We start from the raw sequence: 24,583 nt of genomic DNA, 5'->3' as shown, positions 1-24,583 counted from the left end.
AGTTCTGCCGGACACAGTGGTCGCAAGCCCCCGTCCAGAGGCCATCTGACGTGCGCATTCATTCGATCGGATGACACGAATCATGCCCTCGGCCGATGGTGGGCGGCCGTCGGTTTCGAAAGGGTGGAGACATGAGAGATCAACCCCACTCACTGCGCTTTCATCGGCAGTTCGCCGCGCAACCGGGACACCGGTGGTTCAAGCCGATCCTCGTGGCGCTCCTGACCTCGGTGTTCTACCTGATCGCCGTCATCGGCCTGTTCACGGCCTTCTTCGTCTGGGCACTGTTCGCCCTCGGCGCCGACGGTGAATTCAACTCGTGGTCGGACCAGCTCTTCGACATGAACACGACCACGGGCGTCCTCTTCGGACTCGTCAGCGTCATCCTCATGTGGCCGGCCGTCGAGTTCGCGACCCTATGCATCTACAGGCGCTCGTTCTCCTCGATCATCTCGCTCCTGGCTGCGTCACCCTGCCTCGGCCGTCCTCATTCCCGTGCCGGTCTTCGTCGTCGGCCACGTCTACGACCTGCCGGGACTCATCGACGTCGGCATCTTCGCCGTCATCGTCGGCACCCTGACCATCATCACCGGCAGCCTCGAAGCCGGAATCGCCTTCCACATCGTCAACAACGTCTTCGCATTCGGGCTGGGTGTGCTCGCCGGTGCCGACCTCAATGCGACGAGCGCCCCCACGGTCGAGGTCGTCATGTCGATCGCGGCTCCTATCGTCTTCGGCATCATGGTCGTCCTCGATCATCGCCGCCGAGGTGGATCGGCCTTTCGCCGAGGCGGCCCGACCGACCGTGAACCGATGCGTCCCCGTAGGGGCCGGCCCGAAACGGCCTAAGGGGTTCGATGCTCCGCGGATAGAAGCCGATCGATGAGCTCGTCTGCCGTGATGCCCTCGGCCCTGGCGGCAGCATCGACGCGCTCGAGCATCGCAGGAGACAGAGTCGGCGATGGCGGAGTCGAACCATGCTGAGTCGGATGAGTCTGTGCCGATCCGGTCGACGTTCCAGCATGAGCGCCAGTTATCGTGTTCGTGACTGCCGCGGCCGGCGCCGCCTCCGTCGGCTTCGTCCCGGCCCTGAGCAGCAGTGAAGTCAGCGGCACGATGACGACTCCGAGTGCGGCGAGGATCCATACGATCCCGTTGAGGCGGGTCAGCCACTCGAGTTCCCACGCCGATTCCACCCAGATCGTGACGAGTACCAGGCTAGTGCCGAGAGTAAGCAGTCCGAGCGTGATCGGCAGCCCGATCCGCACCAACCAGGATCGGGGTGCCAGCAGCAGAATGAGCGCGGATATCGACGCGACAGCCGTGACAAGGACGAGCGAGGACAGGGCCTGGAAGAGGACCTCTCCGAGCTCATAGTCTTCCGGATCTGCGAATGGATCACCCCAGATGAACCACAGACTCAGCGCCATCGTGACCGCTGACATGCCGATCGTGGCGATCCCGAACCATTGGGTCCGACGCCCGATGAGCGTGGCACCGCAGAACGCTGCGACGCTGACGGCGCCGGTCAGAGCCGTGGTGCCGATGACCTTGAAGGTCGCCTCGGACTCGATGTCACCGAGGAGGACGATGATCCCGCCGATCGCAGCCAGGCTGAAAGCCACGACGATGGTGATGGCAATCGTGCGCCGCAGAATCCGCACCGATCGTCTCGGTGCATTCGGATCAGACGCCGACGAGGCCGGAGAGGCAGACAGCGAAGGGGGCGGCTGTGACATGGGGATACAGTCCTTCCTGAGGGGAGCAGGTGGGGACTTTCAGTATGACACCGATCGACCGACGCCTACCTGATCCGCCGCGAATCCGCGTCTCCCTCGGACCCTCACCACACCGGCAGCGACGCCCTCACAGCGAACCCGCCGGTAGCCGTCGGCCCCACCTGCAGGCTCCCGCCCAGAGCTTCGACACGTTCGCGCATTCCCTTGATGCCGAAACCTCCGCCGAGGTGGCTGTGCCCACCCGCGTCCGACCCGCCGTCGGGTTCCCCGTTGAGAACGGAGATCTCGAGTCGGGGCCCGATGACCGTGACGGTGACCGTCACCGGGGCGCCGGCGGCATGCCGAAGTGCATTCGACAGGCTCTCCTGTACCACGCGGAATGCGGTGAGGCTCGTCGTCGGCGGAAGCGACAGAGGCTCGGAGGGGAAGTCGAGCTCGACGACCGCACCGGAGCCGCGCGTTACATCGACGAGCGCGGGAATGTCCTCGACGGTCGGCTGCGGGGCCAGGTCTGCGTCCCGGCCGCCGCGGAGGATGGCGAGCAGTCCGCGCATCTCGGTCAGCGCCTGGCGAGCCGATCCCGCCATCGAATCGAACTCGCTGAGGCTCCGTTCATCGAGTCCGGGCAGACGGTACTTCGCTGTCGTCGCCTGCACGCTGATGACCGACATGCTGTGGGCGACGACATCATGGAGCTCCTGTGCGATCCGATTGCGCTCTTCCAACTCCTGTCGTTTCGCCAGCTCCGCGGCACTGAGTTCGCGTTCGGATTCGAGCTGCCGGCGACCTCTGATGAGCAGGTTGCCGATGACGCCGATGACTCCTGCGCCGGCGGCGATGGCTGCGGTGGTGATGACGTTCGACAGGGCCCCGGGCAGCTCGCCGGCATGCGGCAGGATCAGGGCGAGCACGCCGATGAGCGCACTGCCCGACCACAGTGCGACGAGGTGGATCCAGCGGTGACGCAGACCGATGATGAGGTGGAGGAACACGAGAGCCAACAGCGAGGTGACCGTGAACGGACGGACTGCTCCCGAGACGTCTGCGGTGAGCAGAATGCCCGCCGCCTGAGAGGCGAGTCCGAGACCGATTGCCGGGATCGGCCAGCGCACGGCAAGCAGGAGCGCGGCGCTGAGGCCGAACGCGAGAAGCATCGCATAGACGGTCGGGATGCCATAGAGGACGGTGGTCACCGGCCAGGCGACTGCCACGAGCACGGCACCGACGAATGCTGCGATGAGCCAGAACCAGCCCTGGCTCCCCGCGAGGGCCGACAAAGGCGAGGACTGCGCCGGATGACGCGGCAGTTCTGAGCGAGCCGCCTGCGGCGCGGCGGACAAGTAAGAACCTGGCGTCTGGGCCGAGTGTTCCGGCTGGGCCGACTGCATCGCGGCAGCTGCCCCATCAGTCGACAGCGCGGCGCGGATCGCAACGATCTCGAGCAGGGCCATGGCATGAAGGACGAAAGGGAACGTCAGCAGCAGAACGATGCCGACGACGAACTGGAAGGCCGCCTCGGCGGAGAACCCGAGGTCCGTGACCGGTGAGTTCGTCACCCACGCGACGACCCAATCGACCGTGTCGCCGTCGTCGTCGGGCAGGAACCGCCCCCAGAAGAAGAAAGTGGTGCCGCCGAGGCCGCCAGCGAACCAGGCAAGGGAGACGGAGAACGTGAGGAGTCGGATCGGCAGCGCGAACACGGTTTCGAAGAGCAGATCCAGCCACGCCCGAGCATCGGACAGCGGAGCCAGCCACCAGCGGAGTCCGCGTCCACGTGGACGCGGAGCAGCTTCGGCGATGGGGGCACCCCACGTGCGGGCACGGGCCCGGGAGAGGTTGCCGAACGCGCGGGCCACAGTCAGCGTCAGCGGCAGGAGGAGCACACCGACCCAGACGATGACCGTGGCGATCGAGACCGAGAACAGAGCGATGAGCACCGGAAACGCGATAAGGGAGACGAGCAGGCTCGGGGCGACGAGGCCGGCATCGCGGCCGAGATTGTGCCACAGTCCGGCCCACCACGAACGCGGCGCGGCCGCGGCCTGGGAATCGGCGGTCGTTGCGGAATTCGGGCCGATCTGCGGAGGCTCTGCTGGGCGGGGCACGTCTCCAGCGTACGTGTCGGCGGGTGCGGGGGAGGTGAGATCGGGGGAGTGGTTCACAGCGTGATTCCTTCCTGTGCTGTGTTTGAGGTCGAGTGCGCGGTGCCGACCGCAGTGTCAGTGCGAGCGGTGCTGCGAGATCCGAGGACCTTCGGATGGAAGCGCGAGAGCATCCACACTCCGCCGATGCCGATGGCTGAGGAGACGAGCAGACCGAGAGTGGCCGGCGGAGTCAGGCCGGTGTACTCGCCGAAGAACGCGGCACCGATGATGACGGCGACGATCGGGTCGATGACGGTGAGGCCGGCCAGCACCGTCTCGGCAGGGCCGCAGGCGTACGCGGTCTGGACGAGCCAGAACCCCGCCGCCGATGCCAGACCGACCGCGGCCAGCAGCGTCCACCAGCGCAGACCGAATGTATCGAGCCCGGGCAGTCCCGATATGACGACCGACCGCGCCAGGACGTGCGTGGCAGCGGCGACCGTGCCGAAGACGACCCCGGTCATGATGACCCGGGGAATGTGTCCTGCGGAGCTGAACGAGAACAGTCCGGCGAAGAGGGTGAGTGCGATGAGCACGGCGAGCAGCCAGGTCACCGACTGCTCGTTCACGGAGATCTCGTGAGCGAACCTCGCTGAGGTGGCCACGAAGGTGAAGATGCCGAAGAGCGTGACCGCGATGCTGATGAGCAGCGGTGCACCGAGGCGGAGCCCGAAGTACCCCCGACCGATGAGGACGGCGAAGACGAGGGAGACCGCGCCGATGGGTTGGACGATGGCGACCGGCCCGAGCCCGAGCGCGACGACGTTGAGCACCGTGACCAGCCCCATGAGGCCGAGCCCGGTGACCCAGATGGCGCGACGGCGCAGGCCCGGAGCCATGTCAGCCACGGCATGCTGCTGGAAGTGGGTGCCCAAGGCCAGGCAGAACGCTGCTGCAGTGGCGAGGATGACGGCGGTGATGATCATAACTCGAACGTTAGGGAGCCGGTATGCGCAGGCACATCATACGCAGGAGTGAAATGAGTGCCGCACGTATCACCCATGAGGATGAGATCTGCGCGAAACCGGCCCCGAGCGGCAGATTCTCGGGGATTGCGAGGATTCTCCGACCCCGCTGTCCGGTAGATTTGGACCATGCCGGGATTTGAGGACGCGGGGAACGGAGTCGGGGGAGCCGCCTCAGCGAGTGTGCCGCCTCCGTCGGAGACGACGATCAGGGTCGCCATCGTCGACGATCAGGCGATGGTGCGGCAGGGGTTCGGGGCGCTGCTCGACGCGCAGTCGGACATGCAGGTCGTCGGCAGCGCCGATGACGGGTCCGCCGTCGTCGACCTCGTCCGCCGCACGAACCCCGATGTCATCCTCATGGACATTCGGATGCCGACGCTCAACGGGCTCGACGCCACCCGAGCGATCTTCAACATGCCCGGCGACCACCCGCGGGTCATCATGCTCACCACGTTCGACGCCGATGAGTACGTGTTCTCCGCGCTCCGGGCCGGTGCCAGCGGATTCCTCCTCAAGGACGCCACCGCCGAAGACATGATCACCGCGGTCCGTGTCGTTGCCGGCGGGGAATCGCTGCTCGCGCCCTCGGTGACCCGCCGCCTCATCGCCGAATACGTCGCCGGGCCCACTGTGGCCAAGGACACCGCGGTGCTCGGTCAGCTCACCGACCGAGAGATCGACGTGATGACCCTGGTGGCGAAGGGGCACGCCAACGCCGAGGTGGCCGAACAGCTCTACCTCGCCGAACAGACCGTGAAGACCCACGTCTCGAGGATCCTGTCGAAGCTGGGGTTGCGCGACCGCACCCAGATCGTCGTCGCCGCCTATGAGTCCGGGTTGGTCGTCGCCGGCAGCTGACGGGCGCGGTTCGGAGAGGGGCGTCTGCGGGGGACGCCCGCCCGCTGACTATTCGCGGGCGAAGCGGGCGCCGAGGTCCTTGACGATGGTCTCGGCCGATCCCTCCCGCGCACTGCGGTAGCCGGTTCCCGCCCACAGGTGCAGGCCGTGCGGGTCATCTGACTTTTTCGCCGCGGCCCGGAACTCCTTCGTCAGATGGTGCACTGCCGGGTAGGCGTCGACGGCGATCGAGTCGAACCTCCGCACGAAGTCATTGACCAACGAACGCGCGGGGCGCCCGGTGAACGCCCTGGTCAGCTGGGTGTCCGTGAACTCATCGGCGGCGAGTGCGGCCCGATGCGTCGGTGCCGTCCCCGCCTCGTCGGAGCGCAGCAGCAGGGTGCCGACAACGACTGAGCTCGCCCCCGCACCGAGGAGCTCGCCCACCATGGCCTCACCGTTGACTCCGCCTCCGGCTGCCAAGGGCAGGTCCGTCTCGGCGAGGATGTCCCGGACGAGATCGACGGTCGCGCGGTCCTCGATGGTCCGCGTCGGATCGGCCGTACCTGAATGTCCGCCGGCACGCGGTCCCTGGGCGACGAGCCCGTCGACCCCGACTTCGGCGGCCGCGCGAGCCTCGGGAACCGAGGTCACCGTGGCGACGACCTGAGTGCCGACGGCGTGGAGACGATCGACCGCCTCGGCAGTGGGCAGATTGAACGTCATCGAAACCAGGGGAACGGGGTGCTCGGTGAGCCAGTCGAGTTTGTCGTCGAAGTGGTCGTCATCCTCGATCGGTTCGGGATCGAGCGTGATCCCGCGGGCGGCTGCGGCCGGTTCCAGCGCACTGACGAAGTCGTCGAAAGCCTCGCGATCGACGGGGACGGGATTCGGAGCGAAGAGGTTGACGCCGAAGTTCGAGGTCGTCTCGCGCATGCGTGTGACCAGTGGAGCGAGGGCCTCGGCGGTGAGATAGCCGCCCGCGACGAAGGGGAATCCGCCGGCCCGGGCGACCGCCTCGGTGAGTTCGGGCGTCGTCGTCCCACCGGCCATGGGTGCTCCGATGATGGGCAGCGGGGTCTTCGCGAAGGCGATCGTCACGGTTCTCTCCTTTGTCATGGCCGGAAACCCGGCTCGGTGTATGTCGCCGGGCGAGGCGGCCGCGTGGTCGGGCGTGCTCATCGCCATTCTCACACGCTCGGATGTCGTGAGTATGAGACGGTCAGTCGACGGCATCCCTCGGAAGTATCGGTCGGTGGGTGAGAGGTCGGCTCTTCGGCGTGATGTGCCGAGGCAGATGCGGTTCCTAACTTCGGTGTCATCGCACCTCGACGACCCGGAAAAGGGAACCGATATGACATTGACGCTCAACGACCCGCTGCCGTCCGATGATCCCCATGAGAACACGCAGCTCGCCGCCAGCACCGCCCCGAACACACCGCCCGCGTCGCCGGGCGGCCAGGCCGAGACCGGGCAGGCCCCGGCCAAACCTCACCGCGACCGGGCCATCGACCTTCTGCGCTTCGGCTGCCTCGTCGTCGTGGTCATCCTCCATTCGATGATGAGCTCGGCGGTGCTCGGACCCGGCGGCACTGTGGAGCCTGTGGTCGCGCTGTCGAACACCGCCCGGTTCGCCGCCGCCTCCTGGTTCTTCCAGATCATGCCGTTGTTCTTCGTCATCGGCGGGTACGCGGGCATCACGGGCTGGCGCCGCACACGCGCCCGAGGCGGCACATGGGCCGACTATCTGCGTGCCCGCCTGCGCAGGCTCGTCGTGCCCCTCGCTGTGCTCATCGGCCTCGCTGGTCTCGGGCTGTCTGCGGCCGGTGAGCTGGGCGTCTCGCCCGACCTCCTCGCCGAGGCCAGCCTGCGGATCGGCCAACCGCTGTGGTTCCTCGCCGTCTACGTCGGCCTCACCGCGCTCGTCCCGGTCGCCGTGCATGTCCACGAAACCGCGCCGAGGCGGTCGCTTGCGACCCTCGCTGGTGGCTTCATCGTCGTCGACGGTCTGGTCGCGGTCACCGGCATGACCGGCCTCGGCTACCTGAACTTTCTGTTTGTGTGGCCCCTGGTCCAGCAGCTCGGGTTCTTCTACGCCGATGCGCTCGATCGTCCCGTCCGCAGGTTCCTCGCCTGGACGGTGCTCGCGGCAGCGCTGCTGGCCCTGGTCGGGCTCGTCTCCGCCGGTGTGTACAGCCCCAACATGCTCGTCAACCTCAACCCGCCGACCGGTGCTCTCGTCCTGCTCGGGGTGGTCCAACTGTGCGGAATGCGGCTCGTCCACGCCCGGCTGGGTCGAATGCTCAATGCTGCGGACGAGATCGAGGGCAGTCCCACCGGTGAGACGGCACTCGACCCCCGAGCGCTTCGTGCGCAGATCTGGGGCCGGGTCATCACTTGGGGCAATCGGTATGGGATGCACGTCTACCTGTGGCATATGAGCATCGTCATCGTCCTCATCGGCTCACTGGGCGCGCTCACTCAGGCGGTGTCCTTCGTGCCCGGTGCGTCCGAGTTCGTGCTTCCGGAGATCGGGTCGTCGTGGTGGTGGGCCACACGTCTGCCCTGGCTGATCGTCGTGATGGTGCTGTCCGGCCTGGTGGCCATGGCTGCCGAGCGAATTCCGCTTCCATCGGAACAGCGGCTCGCCTCGGTCGGGCGCACGATCGTCGAGCACGTCCGGGAGATGTTGGGGCACGGGTCGGCAGGTGCCCGCGCAGGTGCCGGCGACATCGGGCCGACTGTCGGACGTCCGCGGCTGCGGGCCGCCATCGCCGTCGGTGCCGCCACGGCCGGCATCGCCGTGGCGCTGTTCGTCGGTATCGCCCCATTGGCCTGGACGGTGGCTGTTTTCGGCCTGCTCATCACCTCGCTCACCGTCTCTGCCGGGCTGACCGCGCAGGGCTGACTGCCCAACTGTGCCCGGCCCGCGTGACGGACCGGGCACAGCCGCGCACGAGTCATTCCACCGAGGCGGCCAACTGGTCGGTGACGGTGCCCCACCCGTCGAAGAAGCCGAGCTCCTCGTGGCGGGCCCGCTGTTCAGGGCTGCCGTGTCGGACGATGGCGTGGTAGTCGGTGCCGGCGGGATGGTCGCCGAGGATGATCTCCGTGGTCATCGCCACCGGGTCGGGCAGAGCCGGATGCCAGGAGCTGTTGACCGCATTCGTGAAGACGAGCCGGCTGCCCTCCTCGATGACGAGGAACACTGCATCGACATGAGGGTGCCATTGGGTGCCGTCCTCGCTCATCTGGGTGACGAAGGCGCCGCCCGGAGTGAGTTCGAGAGAATTCACGCGCAATTGCAGCGGCGCTGGGATCCACCATTGGGCCAACTGATCCGGTGTGGTCCAGGCGTCCCACAGGGCCTGCTTCGGGGCGCGGATGACGCGTTGGATGCTGAGATCGAGGTCCGGATTCTGATTTCGGGTGCGAGAGAGTTGGGTGGTCATGATTCCTCCTTGGTGACGAACTCTTCGGTGACGAACTTTTCGAGCCGATCGGTGCTCTCTTCCCAGATCCGCCGTTGTTCCTCCAGCCAGCCGGTGAGCAGGCGGAAGCGATTCTGATTGAGAACGCAGGTGCGTACTCGCCCGGACTTCTCGGTTCTGATCAGTCCGCACGATTCGAGGCTGTGCACATGTTTCATGAATGACGGCAGGGAGATCGACAGCGGACTCGCCAGTTCCCCGACGCTGGCCGGGCCGGCGCCGAGGCGCGCGATGACCCTGCGTCGTGTGGGATCCGCCAGCGCCGCAAACATCGCGTCGAGCTCGTCCGATAGATTCTGATGCTTAGCCATAAGGCTAAGCATTACACCATTGGGTGGCTCGAAGGAAGGGACAGTCGAATGCTCTATGACGAAGGATGACGTCGGCCAGCGGGGACTATTGTTGAGCAATCGGGTTTACTGATACTGTGTGATTCGTCAATATTCCACGACATCACTTCAGCAGAGGGCATGATGATCGCTTTCAAGAATTCGCAGACCTGGGCGTTGTCCGCGCGGTTCGAAGCTCTTGATTGTTGCCGTCGAATGTCGGCTTCTTTGCGAATGACCAGCTGATCAACTGCGGTCGGAGCGGATCGAACCGCTACTGATGCGGCGTCGTCGAGTCCCGGCCGGCCTCCTTCTTCCCTGGGGTCTCCGCCTCCTTGGGGCTCGGGCTGCCTGTTCGAGGCTGCCCGCTTCTGTTTCTTAATTGTTGAGCAATACATGCCTAATGTTCGGCGGAGATCTGCTCAAAATCCTCCCTCCCATCACTGACACATCTCAGGATTCTCATGACCTTTGCCGAAATGTCTGCCTCCGAATTTGTCCACTCGACCGATACCCGCCGCATGGGCACTGCTGAGAACCGTGCCGGCGTCCTGCTGGCGGCACTTGCTGCAGGCTCCCTCCTCCTGACCGGGTGCTCCGGTTCGGCGCAGGCCGACGGAGAGAATGCCACCCCCCAGGACGGCGGGGTTCTCAAGGTCGCCTACGACGTCGACCCGACCTGCCTCGACGGCCAGCAGGTCGGTCAGAATGTCACGCTCAACATCACTCGCCAGATCACGGACTCGCTGACTGATCAGGATCCGAAGACCGGTGAGATCAAGCCCTGGCTCGCGCAGTCCTGGGACGTCTCCGATGATGCGAAGACCTTCACCTTCCATCTCCGCGACGGAGTGAAGTTCCAGGACGGCACGGACTTCACCTCTGCCTCGGTGAAGGAGAACATCGAAGCGATCGAGGACCTCGGAGCCAAGGCCACGATCGGTCAGTCATATATTGACGGGTTGACGTCGATCGAAACTCCCGACGAGCAGACCGTGACGTTCTCCTTCGACAAGGCCAATGCACAGTTCCTCCAGGCGACGTCGACGATGAACCTCGGCTTCTACTCGTCGAAGACGCTCAAACAGACCGCGGAGCAGCGCTGCACCGGCAAAGACCTCGTCGGCACCGGCCCCTTCGCGCTCGACAAGGTCGAACACAACAAGGCCATCATCCTGAAGCGCAATGACGACTACGACTGGCCGTCCTCACTGGCCGGCCATGACGGCCCCGCCCACCTCGACGGCATCGAGTTCTCGATCGTCCCCGAAGCCTCGGTGCGCAACGGGTCGCTGCTCTCGGGCCAGGTCGATGTCGACACCTCTGTGCAGTCTCAGGATGAGAAGACCCTCGAGGCTCAGGGCCTCGACATCGTCTCCCGCGCCAATCCGGGTGTCGTGTACAACCTCGTGCCGAAGACCACCGGCGCGATCGCCTCGGACAAGGCGGTGCGCAAGGCTCTGATCAAAGGCATCGACCGGGAGCAGCTGAATACGGTCGTCTCCGACCATCAGGCTCCGGCCACCTCGGTGCTGGCGAAGTCGACCCCGGGGTACGAAGATCTCTCGGCCGCGCTGGCCTACGACCCTGACGGGGCGAAGAAGCTGCTCGACGACGCCGGGTGGAAGCCCGGAGCCGACGGCATCCGGGTCAAAGACGGCACGAAGCTGTCGACGACGCTGACCTACTGGCAGGACGCCCCGTTCCTCGAGCTCGTTCAGCAGCAGCTGCGCACCATCGGCTTCGACCTGCAGCTGGAGAAGAAGACGATCGCCGAGGTCACCGCGCTTCAAGCCGAAGGGAAAGAGGACTTCACGTTCGGCAACCTGACCCGTTCGGACGCGGACATCCTCCGCAACTACTTCGGCGCGAAGGAGCAGAACGCGAACTCGCGCAAGCCCGGCGAGATCGACGAGATCCTCGCCCGCACCACCGAGACCCTGGACGAGGACGAACGAAAGGCCGACTTCACCGAGGCGGCCGAACTCATCCTCGATGAGGGGTACTCGATTCCGATCGTCGAACTCACCGGCATCGTCGGGACCGGCAGAGACGTCCACGACTTCTCGTTCGAAGCCTCGTCGCGCTACCAGCTCTACGACACCTGGCTGGGTGGTGACCAGGGATGAGTCTGCGCTACCTCGCCTCCCGACTGGTCCAAGGACTGTTCGTCCTGTGGGTCGCGTTCACCCTCAGCTTCTTCCTCCTCTACTGGCTGCCCGGGGATCCGATCATCGCGATGCTCGGTGCCGGGGGAGAGCTGCAGAGCTATGATTCCGCCGAGGTGGCCCGGCTGAGAGCCGAATTCCACCTCGATCAGCCGCTCATCGTCCAATACCTCTTCGCTCTCGGCGACCTGCTCTGCTTCGACTTGGGCACGTCGATACAGGCCGGCACCCCCGTCACCGAGGCGATTGCCACCGCTCTGCCGTCCACGCTCGCGCTCGCCGCATCGGCTCTGGTCATTGCGCTCGTCGTCGGGACAGCCATCGCCGTGGCTGCGACTCTGACCCGCCGTCCGTGGCTGCGTGACACCCTTGCCGCACTGCCGGGGCTCGGGGTGGCCCTGCCGACGTTCTGGGTCGGGCTGATGCTGCTGCAGATCTTCTCCTTCCGGCTCCCGCTCCTTCCCGCAGTCGGCACCGGAAGCCCGGCCGCCATCGTGCTGCCGGCAGTGACTTTGGCGATCCCGCTGTCGGCGATCATCGCCCAGGTCCTGTTCCGTTCGCTGCAGAACGCATGGATCCACCCCTTCGTGACGACGTTCCGCGCATCTGGCTACACCCGCCTGCGACTGCTGCTGCGTCAGGCCCTGCCCGTTGCCCTGCTGCCGGCGCTGACGATGGGCGGTGTGCTGTTCGGCCAGGCGCTCGCCGGATCCGTGGTCGTCGAGAACGTGTTCTCGCGACAGGGACTCGGTCGGCTCGCTCAGACCGCTGTGGCCGGGCAGGACATCCCGCTCGTCCAAGGCATCGTCCTCTTCGCCGCGGCCGTGTTCGTCCTCGTCAACCTCATCACCGATCTGTCCTACCCCCTGCTCGACCCGCGGTTGCGCGACGCCGGTCGCACGGTCGAGAAGAAGGACAGCGGCACCTTCGCCGAGGCGGCCGGAAACGAAGGAGCGCGCCCATGAGTGTCGCGACCGAATTGCAGAAGAACAATCTGAACGAGGTCGTCGAAGCAGGCGGACTGCATCGCTTCACCTCGGCGGTGGGTGCCTCTCGGATCGGGATCGTCGAGGTCATCGCGATCATCGTCCTCGGACTCGCAGCCCTCGCCGCGCTGTGGCCCGGCCTGCTCACCAGCGTCGATCCGCTCACCGGGGACCCGGCCGTCCGTCTGCTGCCGCCGAGCGCCGAACACGTCTTCGGCACCGACCAGCTCGGCCGCGACGTCTTCTCCCGCACCGTCCACGGTTCGGCGCAGACGCTGGCGGCCAGCCTCGCCGCCGTTCTCATCGGGGTCGGCGTCGGTGTCCTCATCGGTCTGCTCTCCGGATTCTTCTCCGGGGTTCTCGATGCAGTCTTCATGCGCATCGTCGACGTTCTCCAGGCCGTGCCCGGTCTGCTGCTGTCGATGGCCGTGATCACCGCGCTGGGCTTCGGCACCCTCAACGTCGCCGTGGCCGTCGGCGTCGCGGCTGTCCCCTCGTTCGCTCGCCTCACCCGCGCCGAGGTGACCCGGTGGCGGTCGACCGAATTCGTCCGTGCCTCCCGCGCCGACGGACTCTCCGCCGCATCGGTCCTGGCCCGACACATCCTGCCTCAGGTCAGAGGCCCGATCGTGGCCCTGCTCGCCCTCGAATTCGGGTCCGCGGTGCTCGCCGTCTCGGCCTTGAGCTTCCTCGGCTTCGGAGCCCCTCCACCGCAGCCCGAATGGGGACTGCTCGTCTCCGAGGGTCGTGACTTCCTCGCCGCCGCATGGTGGATGACAACATTCCCGGGACTCGTCGTGGCCGCCGTCGTGCTTGCCGCGAACCGCCTGTCCCATGCCGTCAATTCCGAGAAGGGATTCTGATGATCCACACCGATCTCCTCGCCTGGCCCTCGGCCGGTGCAGGCACCGAAGTCCTCGACGGTGCCGGGGCACCCGCGACCGATTCCCGACTCGAGGCCTCCACCGCCGTGGAGAGTCCAGTCGGCGCTTCGGCAGCGGATTCCCGGCTCGAGCCGATGCCCCATGAGAACGAGGCGGTCCTCGACGTCGCGGGGCTCAGTGTCACCTACCCCGGTGCCGCAGCCCCTGCGATCTCCGACGTCGACCTCAGGTTTGCGCCAGGTGAGACTCTCGCGATCGTCGGAGAATCCGGATCGGGGAAATCGACGACGGCCGCGGCTCTCACCGGTCTCCTTCCCGCTGGGACGAGAGTCGAGGCGGCCACGCACAGCCACCTCGGCGAGGATCTCACCTCGGCGAAGCCGCGCACCTGGCAGCGGATCCTCGGAACGGGCATCGCGTACGTTCCGCAGGACGCAGGCGCCGGGCTCAACCCGGTGCGCACGATCGCCTCCGCCCTGTCGGAGACTCTGGCGGTCAACGGGTATGCGAAACCGCAGATCAGGCCCCGCATCACCGAGGTGCTCTCGGCAGTGGGGCTCGACTTCGAGCTCCACGGGCGACGGCATCCGCACGAGCTCTCCGGCGGACAGCGCCAACGTGTGCTCATCGCCAATGCCATCGCCGCCCGGCCGTCGCTCATCATCGCCGACGAACCCACTTCGGCACTCGACGCGACGGTCGCCAAGCAGGTCCTCGACGTGTTGAGCAGCCTCGTCGCCGGATCACAGACCGCGCTCGTACTCATCACCCACGACCTCGGGGTTGCGAAGGAACGCGCCGCGAAACTCCTGGTCATGCAGGCCGGACGCATCGTCGAGGCCGGGCCCACCGACCGGGTCCTCGCCGAACCTCGGCACGCCTACACACGGTCGCTGCTCGCTGCGGCACCGCACCTCGGGTGGGGGAGGCTGCGGCCGAACAGCGGCACGGCCGTCCCGGACCCCACCGGCACCGAGGCGGTCCTGGCCGGCCGCGGACTCGTGCGGGACTTCGGCGGGGATCGTCCCGCGGTCAACGGGCTCGATATCGCCTTGCGGAAAGGGGCGACCGTGGGAATCGTCGGCGAGTCCGGATCGGGGAAGACCACGTCGGCGAGGATCCTCCTCGGCGCCGACCGGGCGGATGCCGGCGAGATCACCCTCCATGGAAAGCCTGTCGGGCGGTATCGGCGGAAAGACCTCGGCCGGCGGATCCGCTACGTCCACCAGGATTCGAGTGCCGCTCTCGACCCGCACTACTCGGTGGAGAGAATCCTCACCGAACCCCTGCGCGGTCACCGCATCGGCACCCGTGCCGACCGACCGGCTCGGGTACGGGAACTCCTCGACTCCGTCGCCCTCGAGCACAGCCTGCTCACCCGCACGCCGCGGGAGCTCTCCGGCGGGCAGCGGCAGCGGTTGGCGATCGCGCGGGCGCTGGCCGTCGATCCCGAGGTGATCATCCTCGACGAACCCGTTTCCGCGCTCGACGTCGGCGTGCAGGCGCAGATCCTCCAGCTGCTCGTCGACCTGCAGGCCCGCCTCGGCGTCGCCTACCTCTTCATCTCCCACGACCTCGCCGTCATCGAACAGATCGCTGATGACGTCATCGTCATGAAGGACGGGCTGGCAGTCGAATCCGGACCGACCGCTCGCGTCCTCCACGAAAGCCGCCATCACTACACGCGGGCGCTCATCGACGCGGTGCCGTGCTTCGACGACTCTGCCGTGCGCACGATTGCAGCCGACTCCGGGAATACTGCCGGCACCGCCGCCCACACCAGCACCACCACTGACAGCACGGCCACCGCCGTCGAACCCACCGAACCGACAGGAGCGAATCATGCCTGACCTCGACAGCTCACATACCTCCGGCAGTCCCGACCGCAGCATCCTGGGCCAGCCGCGACAGGTCCACCTCGCCGCCCACTTCCCCGGAGTGAATAACACGACCGTATGGTCCGATCCCGCCTCGGGCAGCCATATCGAATTCGACTCGTTCTCTCACCTCGCTCAGACCGCCGAGGCCGGGCTCTTCGACTTCTTCTTCCTCGCCGAAGGACTGCGCCTGCGCGAACACCAGGGCCGGATCTTCGACCTCGACGTCGTCGGCCGCCCGAACACCACTGCCGTGCTCTCCGCCCTCGCCGCCGTCACCAAGCACATCGGGCTGGCGGGCACATTGAGTTCGACATTCAACGAACCCTTCGACATCGCGCGTCGGCTCGCGACCATCGACCATCTCTCGAACGGTCGCGCCGCCTGGAACGTCGTGACCACCTCGAACGCGTTCACCGGGGAGAACTTCCGCCGCGGCGGCTACCTCGACTACGCCGACCGCTACCGCCGCGCCGAGGACTTCATCGACGTGGCCCGGAAACTGTGGGACACCGCCGCCGGAGACGGAGCGTTCACGCATGACAGCGATTTCTTCGACATCTCCGGCCGATTCCCGGCCGGCGCCCTGCCCGGCGGTCACCCGGTCGTCTTCCAGGCCGGGGACTCCGACTCCGGCCGCGACTTCGCCGTCGGTTCGGCCGACGTCGTCTTCACCCGCCACTCCGACCCCGAATCCGGCCGGAGGTTCTACGCGGACGTGAAGTCCCGCCTCGCTCGCTACGGTCGGACCGAGGACTCACTGAAGATCTACCCGGGCGTCTCCATCATCCTCGGAGACACCCCCGCCGAGGCGATCGAGCACTCGCGTGAGGTCGCCTCCCAGCAGGTCAGCGAGGCCGGTGCCATCGCGTTCCTCGAACGCGTCTGGGATCGTGACCTCTCCGCGTTCGACCCGAACGGCCCCCTGCCCGATGTGCCGCCGGCCGGCGAATCGATCTCCCAGGGGCGGGTCAAGCACATCAAGGACGCGGAAGCGACGATCGCATCCTGGCGGCAGATCGCCGAAGCCGAGAAGCTGACCGCACGCGAACTCGTCATCAGGGTCTCGGCCCGCCACTCCTACGTCGGCACACCGGCCCAGGTCGCGGCCGAACTCGCCGAGGCTGTCCGGACCAAGGCTGCCGACGGCTTCATCCTCGTCCCCCACCTCACACCGGGCGGACTCGACGAGGTCGTCGAGAAGGTCGTGCCCGAGCTCCAGGAACTCGGTGTCTACCGCACCGAGTACCCCGACGGCTCCCTGCGCGAGAACATCGGACTGCCCGCGGCCCGCTCGGCCGCCGACTGGGCCGCCGCTCGTCGCGACGCCCGGGGCGCCGCCGACAGCCATAGCCCCCACGTCCGCGAACTCAAGGAGGTGGGCTGACATGTCCAGCGTCGTCCTGCTCTCGGCCAGCCCTGCGGGGAACTCGAAGACCGAGGCGCTGCTCGAATTCATCGCTCGCCGCCTCAGCCAATACGGTCACCGCACGGAGTTCATCAAGCTCCGACATCTGCCCGCCGGGCCCCTCCTGGCGGGGGATTCGAGTGACAGTCTCATCGCCTCGGCGCGGGCCACGATCGCCGCCGCCGACGCCGTGGTCGTCGGGTCGCCCGTCTTCAAAGCCACGTACACCGGACTGCTCAAGGTATTCGTCGATCTGCTGCCGATGGACGTCCTGCACGGCAAACCCGTGCTGCCGGTGCTCACCGGCGGGTCCGTCGCCCACGTCCTCGCCCTCGACTACGGACTCAAACCGCTGCTGGCCACCCTCGGGGCGAGCTCGATCGGGCGCGGCCGCTTCGTCTCATCGAGCAACATCCTCCCGGCCACGGACACGACGCCGCCGAGTATCGACGAATCAGTCGAACGCGACGTCATCGACGCCATCGATCATTTCGATTCGGAACTGACCGTCCGTGCCCGGTCCTGCCCCCACGCCGAGGCAGTCGATGCCGAACCACTGGATCCCGAAACTCTCATCACCGCCCCGACCGCAACCGAGAGGAAACCCTCATGAGCCTCATCATCGCCACCACTCTCGCCCCTGACCCGACCACCGGCCCGGCGACCGCGAAGACCCTTGACGGCCATGCCGACTTCGCCCTCATTCCCGATGATCTCACCGGACTCGACGCGATCGAGTTCGCGTCCTGGATCGGACCGCTCACCAGCCGCCTCGGAATCCTCCCCGAGGCACGCATCACCCATCTCGAACCCTTCCACCTGGCCACCGCCTCGGCGACGCTCGACTATGTGGCCCGCGCCCGTGCCGGACTGGCCGTCGACATCTCGACCACCCCCACCGAGGCGGACCTCTTCGGCCGCCGCGCCTCCGCTCCGGCGGCCGACGCCTGGGCCGAAGCCGCCGGAGTCATCGACGTCATCCGCCGCCTCTGGGACTCGTGGGATGATGATGCGATCATTCGCGACCGGGCCACCGATCGTTACATCGACCGCGACCGCCTCCACTACATCGATGCACATCTGCGGGATTCGACCGGCACCGACTACTCCGTGCTCGGCCCCTCGATCACACCCCGTCCGCCGCAGGGGCATCCGCCGATCGTCGTCCGTGCAGAGACCGGCAACGAGGCGGCCCGTGCCGCAGCAGACCTCGTCCTCGTCGACGAGGCCGCCGGCAGCGTCTCGCTCGAGGACCTGCACACCGAGCTGGCCTCGGGAGCACCGGTGCTTGCAGTGCTGCCGGCCCCAGCCACTCGCGTCGAAGCGGCCGAGCTCGTCGGATCCGTGCGCGTCCTCTCCGAGCGCGGGGCCTCGGGGGTGCTGCTGACCACATCGGCTGAGGAACAGCTCGAGTTCAGCGTCCGTCTCGTCTCCGAGATCATCCCCTCCCTGCATGCGGCGGGCCTGCGCGAGACCCCGGGGGCCGCTGCCGCACGCAACGGCGGCGGCCCGGCCGACCTGCGCACCCGCCTCGGACTGGCTCCGGCAGTGAGCCTCTATGCCGGTGCGTGAGCATCCGGGGCAGGTGGGGCACTCCGACCAGAGTGCCGACCTCACGTTCATCGGCGCCGGTCCGAAGACACTGGGCATCCTGCTCGCGCTCGCCGCGACAGAGGACGCCGGAGCGGGCCTGTGCATCCACCTCATCGACCCGTTCCCGCCAGGGGCCGGACGGATCTGGCGGACCGAACAGTCGCCGCACCTGTGGATGAACTCACGCACCGAGGACATCACGATCTTCCCCGACGAGTCCTGCCGCCTGGTCCGCCCCGGCATCATGGGACCGACCCTGCACGAGTGGATCCACGGGTCTGGCCGGGACCGTCTGACCGAAGCAGGTCTCGGCGCCGAGGCGGAAGCGCTCGATTCCCAGTCGTTTGCCGGCCGCCGGGTCCAGGGGCACTATCTGTCGGCGGCCTTCGAGCTCGCTCTCGAGCGGCTCGCCGCCGAGGTGCACATCCACCGAGCCCGCGCCGAGGCGGTCGTTCGCGGCGTGGGAGACCGCGGTTTCGTGGTCACCACTTCGACCGGTGCGACGATCGCCACCGACGTCCTCGTCTCGGCGCAGGGGCATCTCGATATGCACCCCGCCGCGCAGGAAGCGGTGCTGGCCGACCATGCGACCGCTTCGCAGGGGGAAGGGCTGTACTATCAGGCCCCCGGATACACTGCCGACCTCGACTTCAGCGGCATCCCCGCCGCCGCAGAGGTGCTCACCCGCGGGCTCGGGCTCGCATTCGTCGACTTCATGGTTATGGTCACCGAAGGCCGCGGCGGTGAGTTCGTCGACGAGGGGGAGCGGCTCCGCTATGTGCCTTCAGGCACCGAACCGGTGCTGTGGGTCGGGTCCTCGCGGGGAATCTCATACAGTCCGAAACTCGGCTACAGCCGCGCCGTCATCCCCGGCGCACCAGCCGTGGAGCTGCGGTATCTGGACCGTCTGGCAGACGGCGCCGAGAGTGAGGGAGGGGATCGTCGCGGAGGTCGGGACCGCCTCGGCGAGAGCTCCCGGTTCATCGACTTCACCGCAGTCCTCGGTCCGCTGTTCGAACTCGAACTCACGTACGCCCATTACGAGCACGTGCTGTGGAAGCGCGGCATCGACGCACCCTCCCTGCTCGAGTGCATCGACGAAGCCGCCGAGCGGGTCCGCACGGGCCGCTCGGATGCGAACGGCGTCGAGACCATCGCCGGGGCTGCCCGCGAAGTCATCACCGACGAGGCAGACCTGTTCGAACTGGCCCGCATCGACCGACCGCTGGCCGATCTGCGCTGTGATGATCTCACCGCTGCAGAGGCGAGCGTGCGCGATCACATCGCCGGGGCGCTGGAGCGCAGCGCCGATGCACACCACTCGGCCGACCTCGCCGTCTTCGACGCTCTGGTCAAAGCGTATGTGCAGATCAGGATGCTCGTCCGCGAGGGTCGGGTCAGCACTGACGATCGCGCGGAATTCGTCGAAGGCGGCCTCCATTCGCTGTTCTCCTTCATCGGCAGCGGCCCGCCTCCGGAGAGAGTCAAGCAGATCCTGGCTCTCCACGAGGCGGGTCTCGTCCGGTTCCTCGGTCCCGGGTTGAGCATCGAGGCCCACGCCGCCGGTTTCACCGCCCGCTCTACCGCTCACCCGGAGGCGAAGACGTTCACGCATCTCGTCGATGCGCGACTGGCGCGGCAGAGCGCGGAGAATGCAGCAGATCCGGTCTTCGAAGCACTGCGTTCGGAGGGTCGACTGCAGCTCGAGGCTGCGGCTCATGCGAAGCTGCGCACCGATGGGGCCGGTCGTGCTCTCGACGCGCTTGGTCGGGTGCAGGAGGACCTGTTCCTGCTCGGCCCCGCGGTTTCCGGGTCGACGGCCGAGGCCTTCAGTCGCCCGCACACCGGTGCTCCGGTGTTCGCTGACAACGAGCGCATCGCCGCGACGATACTCGACTCGGTAGCGTCAGGATCTGCCCGTCGGGAGCTCCTGGCAGGGTGACCGGCCGCCTCGGCGAAGGATGACGACTCTGTGCGTCGAAAGATGACGACGATCAACGACATATGACATGCCGTGACAATGCGCGTCAACGGGCACGCACGAACGAGATTCGGCCACTCACACTGATGAAACCGCAGATTCAGCGGTGCCCATCAGTGAAGGAAGGATCCGCCGTGAGTTCACCCCGTCTCGAACCCACCCCAACCGCCGGAATCTCGACCCGATCGGTGCACTCGGGAGCCATCCCCGAGGCGCACACCGGTTCGGTCGTGGCCCCGATCTTCCAGACCTCCACCTTCATGATGGACACCCCGGGTCAGACCCGCGCCGGCTTCGACTACGCGCGCACGGGCACGCCGAACCGCAGCGACCTCGAACAGGCGCTGTGCGAATTGGAGGGCGCGTCATTCGCCGCGGCCGTCAACTCGGGAACCTCGGCCGAGGTGGCCGTGTTCTCCGCGCTGCTTCGTCCCGGTGACGAGGTCATCCTGCCCCGCGACGTCTACGGTGGTACCTTCCGCCTCCTGCAGAACGAATACGTGCGCTGGGGAGTGGTCATCCGCACCGTCGACCTCACCGACACCGCGGCGCTCGCCGCCGCCATCAACGACAACACCGCAATCATCTGGGTCGAGACCCCGAGCAACCCCGGACTCGACATCATCGATATCGCCGAGGCGGCCCGCCTCGCCCATACCGCGAACGCCCTGCTGGCCGTGGATTCGACCTTCGCGACCCCTGTGCTGCAGCGTCCGCTGGAGCTCGGCGCCGATATCGTCGTCCATTCGACGACGAAGTTCATCAACGGCCACTCCGATGTCATCGGCGGTGCGGTCCTCGTCGGTGACGGGACGAGCTGTCCCCGCGCCGCCGAGGTGGTCGACCGTCTCGAGAGCCACCTCGCCTCTGTCGGGCTGGGCATCTCCCCGTTCGACGCCTGGCTGACCCGGCGCGGGATCAAGACCCTGCCGGTGCGGATGAAGGCGCACTGCGCCAACGCGCAGGCAGTCGCCGAATGGCTCGAGACCCGCGACGAAGTGGCCGAGGTGATCTATCCGGGTCTGCCGTCCCACCCCGGGCATGAGGTGGCGAAGCGGCAGATGAGCGGATTCGGGGGAGTAGTATCCCTGCGCACCGACACCGAAGAGCGGGCGTTGGCGCTGGTGGCGAACACGAAGCTCATCACCCTGGCTGAATCGCTCGGAGGAGTCGAGTCCCTCATCGACCACCCGGCGACGATGACGCATCTGTCCGTGGCCGGCAGCGAGGTCAGCGTCTCCGGCAGGTTCATCCGCCTGTCCGTCGGGATCGAAGACATCGACGACATCCTCGCCGACCTCGCGCAGGCGCTCGACGCCACGTCCGGTGATGCGGGCACGAGTCCTGCCGACGGAGCCGCACATACCGCTCCTGCGGGACAGCACCACGTCTCGTCTCCAGCGGTTGCGGTCCCCGTATAGCCGACGGCATCACGTACCGGGAGCGACACTTCCTCCCGGTGCTTCGGCATCCCTCACCCTTCGTGGCAGACCACCTCGTTGCAGCGAGGTGATTCGTCGCGAAGGGTGAGGGATGTGCGGTTGGTGTCTGCGGTCACAGGGTGTCGGGAAAACCCGACGTAGGGGCGGAGGTCTTCGTGCTGTTCGCGAGCCCGCGGCTCCCGTAGCGTATTTGCTATGAGTGAGAAGACCCCCGAGAACCCGCAGGACCAGGAGCCGCTCGGCCCCGATCCGCAGGAGCCTCAACCCCCACAGCGCGAAGAGTCAATCAGCGCCGAAGCGATCGTCAACGCACCGCCGACCACCGAAGTCGAGGCAGCAGCGGCCGACGAACCGACCGCTCGCGAAGCAGGAGAGTTCCGGACGAAACCCGTCGACCTCGACGTGCCGTTCGCGACGGGCTCGACCCGAGTGGTGGGAGCCGGCGAACAGGCCCAGCGTCCTGACTACCCGCCGATGAGCCCCACCAGACCGGTCACCTACACTCATCCGACGGCTCCTGCGCAGCCTGGCCCCCGCACCCATCCCTCGGCTCAGGCCGCACCCTCCGGGTACGCGCCCTCGAACAACCCGAACTACCCCACCCCACCCGGCCACGCCCCTCAACCCGGACCGCTCCAAGCACCACAACCCGGCCCCCAGTTCGGTCGGCCCGCGCCGCATGCACAACCCATGCCGACAGCGCAGCCGATGCCGATGGCACAGCCGATGCCGCGTCCGGGGCCGCCTCGGCGGATGAAACCCAAACGTGACCCCGTCGCTTACGCCCCGGTCACCGGTTCGCTGCCGCTGACCCGGGACGAGGTCACCGAGATCCCCGCCGACGGACCCATCACCTGGCCCAAACGCCCCACCGGAATCATCGGCGTCGCGAACCTCGTGCTCTCCGCCGTCCTCGCCCTGATCTGGGCGTGGATCCCGCTGGGACTGCTGTTCACCGGAATCGGCGGCATCTTCGCCCTCGGTCTGGGCGTCCTCGCCCTCCTCGTCTGGGTCCTCGTCCAGCAGGGCGCGAACAACGCCGAACGCTACCGGGCCGAACTCATCTACTCCGATAAGATCCCCGTCCCGAAGATCGAAAGCAGCAATCGCGAGCCCGGCATGGGCCGGTTCCTCCACAACCGTTGGCTGCAGGTGAAATCCGGTGCCTTCTGGCGCTCGACCGCCCACCACTACATCAAGATGCTCCTCGGCCTGATCGTCGTCGCCGGCACCATCGCCGCAATCTGCGGATCCATCTTCGGCATCTTCGCCGCCATCAACCCCCAGGGAGTCAATACCTTCTTCATCGGCGAAACCATCGACGGACCTGCCCGCATCGGTGTGGCCATCGGCTCCGTCATCGTCCTCGCCAGCTCCCTGGCCATCCTGTGGTTCGCCCCGCTGCTCGACCGCGCCCTCGATCGGGCCCTGCTCGCACCGGCCCGCACCGTGGCACTGCAGGCCGAGGTCACCGAACTCGACCGGGCCCGCATGGCCGGCATCGAGGCGGCCGCTGCGGAGCGCCTGCGCATCGAACGCGACCTCCACGACGGGGCTCAGCCCCGGCTCGTCGCGCTGACCATGACCTTGGGCATGGCGAAGACGAAGATCGACTCCGATCCGGAACGGGCGAAGGAACTCGTGGCCGAAGCCCATACCGAAGCCAAGGGCATCGTCACCGAACTCCGTCAGCTCGCCCGCGGAATCCACCCCGCTGTGCTCACCGACCGCGGCCTCGACGCCGCAGTCTCGGCGCTGGCCGGCCGGTCGACGATCCCCGTCGATGTGGATGTCCGACTCGAGGGGCGGATCGGGCGCGAAGCCGAAGCCGTGTCCTACTTCGTCGTCGCCGAATGCCTGACGAACATCACCAAACACTCGGGAGCCACTCGCGCCAGCGTGTTCATCGCCCCGACCGAGACCGGTGTGCAGATCGTCGTCACCGACAACGGCCACGGCGGCGCACGCGTCGACCGCACCGGCCGTCACACCGGCATCGCCGGTCTCATCGACCGGGTCGAAGCCGCTCGTGGCACACTGAATCTGACCAGCCCCGCAGGTGGGCCAACGACTGTAGTTGTGGAGGTGCCATGCGCATCGTAATCGCTGAAGACTCTGCCGTCCTGCGGGCCGGACTCGAAAGACTGCTCGCCGATGCCGGTCACGAGATCATCGCCGCCGTGCCCGACGCCAACGAACTCCTCGCCGTCGTCCACAACGACCCGCCGGATCTCGCCGTCATCGACGTGCGCATGCCTCCGACGTTCACCGATGAGGGCATCCGCGCCGCCGTCCTCATCCGCAAGCAGAATCCGGACGTCAAGGTCCTCGTGTTCAGCCAGTACGTGGAAGAGCAGTACGCGTCCGAACTCATCGCCGAGAACACCGGCGGCTTCGGCTACCTGCTCAAGGACCGGGTCGCCGACGTCGAAGACTTCCTCACCGCCGTCGACGAGGTTGCAGGCGGCGGCACCGTCCTCGACCCGGAGGTCGTGTCCCAGATCCTCGTGCGCACGCGCAAGAAGGACGGATTGTCGACACTGAGCCCTCGCGAGATCGAGGTCCTCCAGCTCATGGCCGAAGGCAAGTCCAACGCCGCGATCGCCCGCACCCTGTACCTCAGTGCCGGTGCCGTAGAAAAGCACATCTCCTCGGTGTTCACGAAGTTCGGTCTCACTGCCGACACCTCGGAGAACCGTCGAGTCCTCGCCGTCCTCACATTCCTCGGAGCATAGA

The 24,583-nt window shown here is 67.0% G+C and carries 20 protein-coding genes; 14 read left to right on the top strand and 6 right to left on the bottom strand.

Going from position 1 to position 24,583, the window contains the following annotated elements; all coding sequences use genetic code 11:
* Positions 1-462 precede the first annotated feature (462 nt).
* Positions 463-849, top strand: coding sequence for a CPBP family intramembrane glutamic endopeptidase (locus D3I60_RS00725; RefSeq protein WP_262774284.1), 387 nt, complete (start codon positions 463-465; stop codon positions 847-849).
* Here D3I60_RS00725 and D3I60_RS00720 read toward each other — a convergent pair.
* The 3 genes from D3I60_RS00720 to D3I60_RS00710 form a co-directional block, all read right to left on the bottom strand.
* Entirely contained in the window at positions 846-1,739 is an 894-nt protein-coding gene (locus D3I60_RS00720; RefSeq protein WP_262774069.1) for a hypothetical protein, read from the bottom strand. The two genes, D3I60_RS00725 and D3I60_RS00720, sit on opposite strands and share 4 nt — an antisense overlap.
* Positions 1,740-1,843: 104 nt before the next feature.
* A complete protein-coding gene (locus tag D3I60_RS00715; protein WP_262774067.1) occupies positions 1,844-3,901 on the bottom strand; it encodes a sensor histidine kinase in 2,058 nt (685 codons plus the stop codon).
* Positions 3,898-4,809: a hypothetical protein gene (locus D3I60_RS00710; RefSeq protein WP_262774065.1), complete on the bottom strand. Its 912-nt coding sequence runs from the start codon at positions 4,807-4,809 to the stop codon at positions 3,898-3,900. The genes D3I60_RS00715 and D3I60_RS00710 overlap by 4 nt, the downstream gene beginning before the upstream one ends.
* A 168-nt stretch (positions 4,810-4,977) precedes the next feature.
* Here D3I60_RS00710 and D3I60_RS00705 point away from each other — a divergent pair, with 168 nt between their 5' ends.
* The gene (locus D3I60_RS00705) at positions 4,978-5,709 is read left to right on the top strand and encodes a response regulator (protein WP_262774063.1); all 732 of its coding nucleotides are present in this window, start codon (positions 4,978-4,980) and stop codon (positions 5,707-5,709) included.
* 48 nt (positions 5,710-5,757) lie between these two features.
* Here the strand turns inward: D3I60_RS00705 and D3I60_RS00700 are convergent, their stop codons facing one another.
* A complete protein-coding gene (locus D3I60_RS00700) occupies positions 5,758-6,789 on the bottom strand; it encodes a nitronate monooxygenase (protein WP_262774061.1) in 1,032 nt (343 codons plus the stop codon).
* A 253-nt stretch (positions 6,790-7,042) separates the two neighbouring features.
* Between D3I60_RS00700 and D3I60_RS00695 the strand changes: the two genes are divergently transcribed.
* The gene (locus D3I60_RS00695; RefSeq protein ID WP_262774059.1) at positions 7,043-8,596 is read left to right on the top strand and encodes an acyltransferase family protein; all 1,554 of its coding nucleotides are present in this window, start codon (positions 7,043-7,045) and stop codon (positions 8,594-8,596) included.
* A 52-nt stretch (positions 8,597-8,648) separates the two neighbouring features.
* Here the strand turns inward: D3I60_RS00695 and D3I60_RS00690 are convergent, their stop codons facing one another.
* Together D3I60_RS00690 and D3I60_RS00685 are read right to left on the bottom strand one after the other, a co-directional pair.
* The gene (locus D3I60_RS00690) at positions 8,649-9,140 is read right to left on the bottom strand and encodes an SRPBCC domain-containing protein (protein WP_262774057.1); all 492 of its coding nucleotides are present in this window, start codon (positions 9,138-9,140) and stop codon (positions 8,649-8,651) included.
* Positions 9,137-9,589: an ArsR/SmtB family transcription factor gene (locus D3I60_RS00685; RefSeq protein ID WP_262774055.1), complete on the bottom strand. Its 453-nt coding sequence runs from the start codon at positions 9,587-9,589 to the stop codon at positions 9,137-9,139. Before D3I60_RS00685 ends, D3I60_RS00690 begins: the two co-directional genes overlap by 4 nt.
* Positions 9,590-9,972: 383 nt before the next feature.
* Between D3I60_RS00685 and D3I60_RS00680 the strand changes: the two genes are divergently transcribed.
* The 11 genes from D3I60_RS00680 to D3I60_RS00630 all read left to right on the top strand — a co-directional run bounded on the left by D3I60_RS00680 (position 9,973) and on the right by D3I60_RS00630 (position 24,582).
* Positions 9,973-11,637, top strand: coding sequence for an ABC transporter substrate-binding protein (locus D3I60_RS00680; RefSeq protein WP_262774053.1), 1,665 nt, complete (start codon positions 9,973-9,975; stop codon positions 11,635-11,637).
* A complete protein-coding gene (locus D3I60_RS00675) occupies positions 11,634-12,641 on the top strand; it encodes an ABC transporter permease (RefSeq protein ID WP_262774051.1) in 1,008 nt (335 codons plus the stop codon). The genes D3I60_RS00680 and D3I60_RS00675 overlap by 4 nt, the downstream gene beginning before the upstream one ends.
* Positions 12,638-13,525, top strand: coding sequence for an ABC transporter permease (locus D3I60_RS00670; protein ID WP_262774049.1), 888 nt, complete (start codon positions 12,638-12,640; stop codon positions 13,523-13,525). The genes D3I60_RS00675 and D3I60_RS00670 overlap by 4 nt, the downstream gene beginning before the upstream one ends.
* Positions 13,525-15,396, top strand: coding sequence for a dipeptide ABC transporter ATP-binding protein (locus D3I60_RS00665; protein ID WP_262774047.1), 1,872 nt, complete (start codon positions 13,525-13,527; stop codon positions 15,394-15,396). Before D3I60_RS00670 ends, D3I60_RS00665 begins: the two co-directional genes overlap by 1 nt.
* Positions 15,389-16,810 (top strand): NtaA/DmoA family FMN-dependent monooxygenase, encoded by a 1,422-nt coding sequence (locus D3I60_RS00660; RefSeq protein ID WP_262774045.1) that lies wholly within the window; start codon positions 15,389-15,391, stop codon positions 16,808-16,810. Before D3I60_RS00665 ends, D3I60_RS00660 begins: the two co-directional genes overlap by 8 nt.
* A gap of 1 nt (position 16,811) precedes the next feature.
* A complete protein-coding gene (locus tag D3I60_RS00655; RefSeq protein WP_262774043.1) occupies positions 16,812-17,444 on the top strand; it encodes an NAD(P)H-dependent oxidoreductase in 633 nt (210 codons plus the stop codon).
* On the top strand, positions 17,441-18,403 hold the full coding sequence (locus tag D3I60_RS00650) for an LLM class flavin-dependent oxidoreductase (protein WP_262774041.1): 963 nt from the start codon (positions 17,441-17,443) through the stop codon (positions 18,401-18,403). Before D3I60_RS00655 ends, D3I60_RS00650 begins: the two co-directional genes overlap by 4 nt.
* The gene (locus D3I60_RS00645; protein ID WP_262774039.1) at positions 18,390-20,366 is read left to right on the top strand and encodes an FAD/NAD(P)-binding protein; all 1,977 of its coding nucleotides are present in this window, start codon (positions 18,390-18,392) and stop codon (positions 20,364-20,366) included. The genes D3I60_RS00650 and D3I60_RS00645 overlap by 14 nt, the downstream gene beginning before the upstream one ends.
* A gap of 173 nt (positions 20,367-20,539) precedes the next feature.
* Complete coding sequence (locus tag D3I60_RS00640) at positions 20,540-21,826, top strand: trans-sulfuration enzyme family protein (RefSeq protein WP_262774037.1); 1,287 nt, start codon at positions 20,540-20,542, stop codon at positions 21,824-21,826.
* A gap of 216 nt (positions 21,827-22,042) precedes the next feature.
* Positions 22,043-23,950 (top strand): sensor histidine kinase, encoded by a 1,908-nt coding sequence (locus D3I60_RS00635; protein ID WP_262774036.1) that lies wholly within the window; start codon positions 22,043-22,045, stop codon positions 23,948-23,950.
* Positions 23,938-24,582, top strand: a complete 645-nt coding sequence (locus D3I60_RS00630; protein ID WP_262774034.1) for a response regulator transcription factor — start codon at positions 23,938-23,940, stop codon at positions 24,580-24,582. The genes D3I60_RS00635 and D3I60_RS00630 overlap by 13 nt, the downstream gene beginning before the upstream one ends.
* The last annotated feature ends 1 nt before the right edge of the window (position 24,583 follow it).

The organism is Brevibacterium permense, from assembly GCF_025506275.1.
Lineage (GTDB): Bacteria > Actinomycetota > Actinomycetes > Actinomycetales > Brevibacteriaceae > Brevibacterium > Brevibacterium permense_A.
Note: the sequence above shows the minus strand (reverse complement) of the source record. Positions and strands in the feature narration are given on the sequence as shown.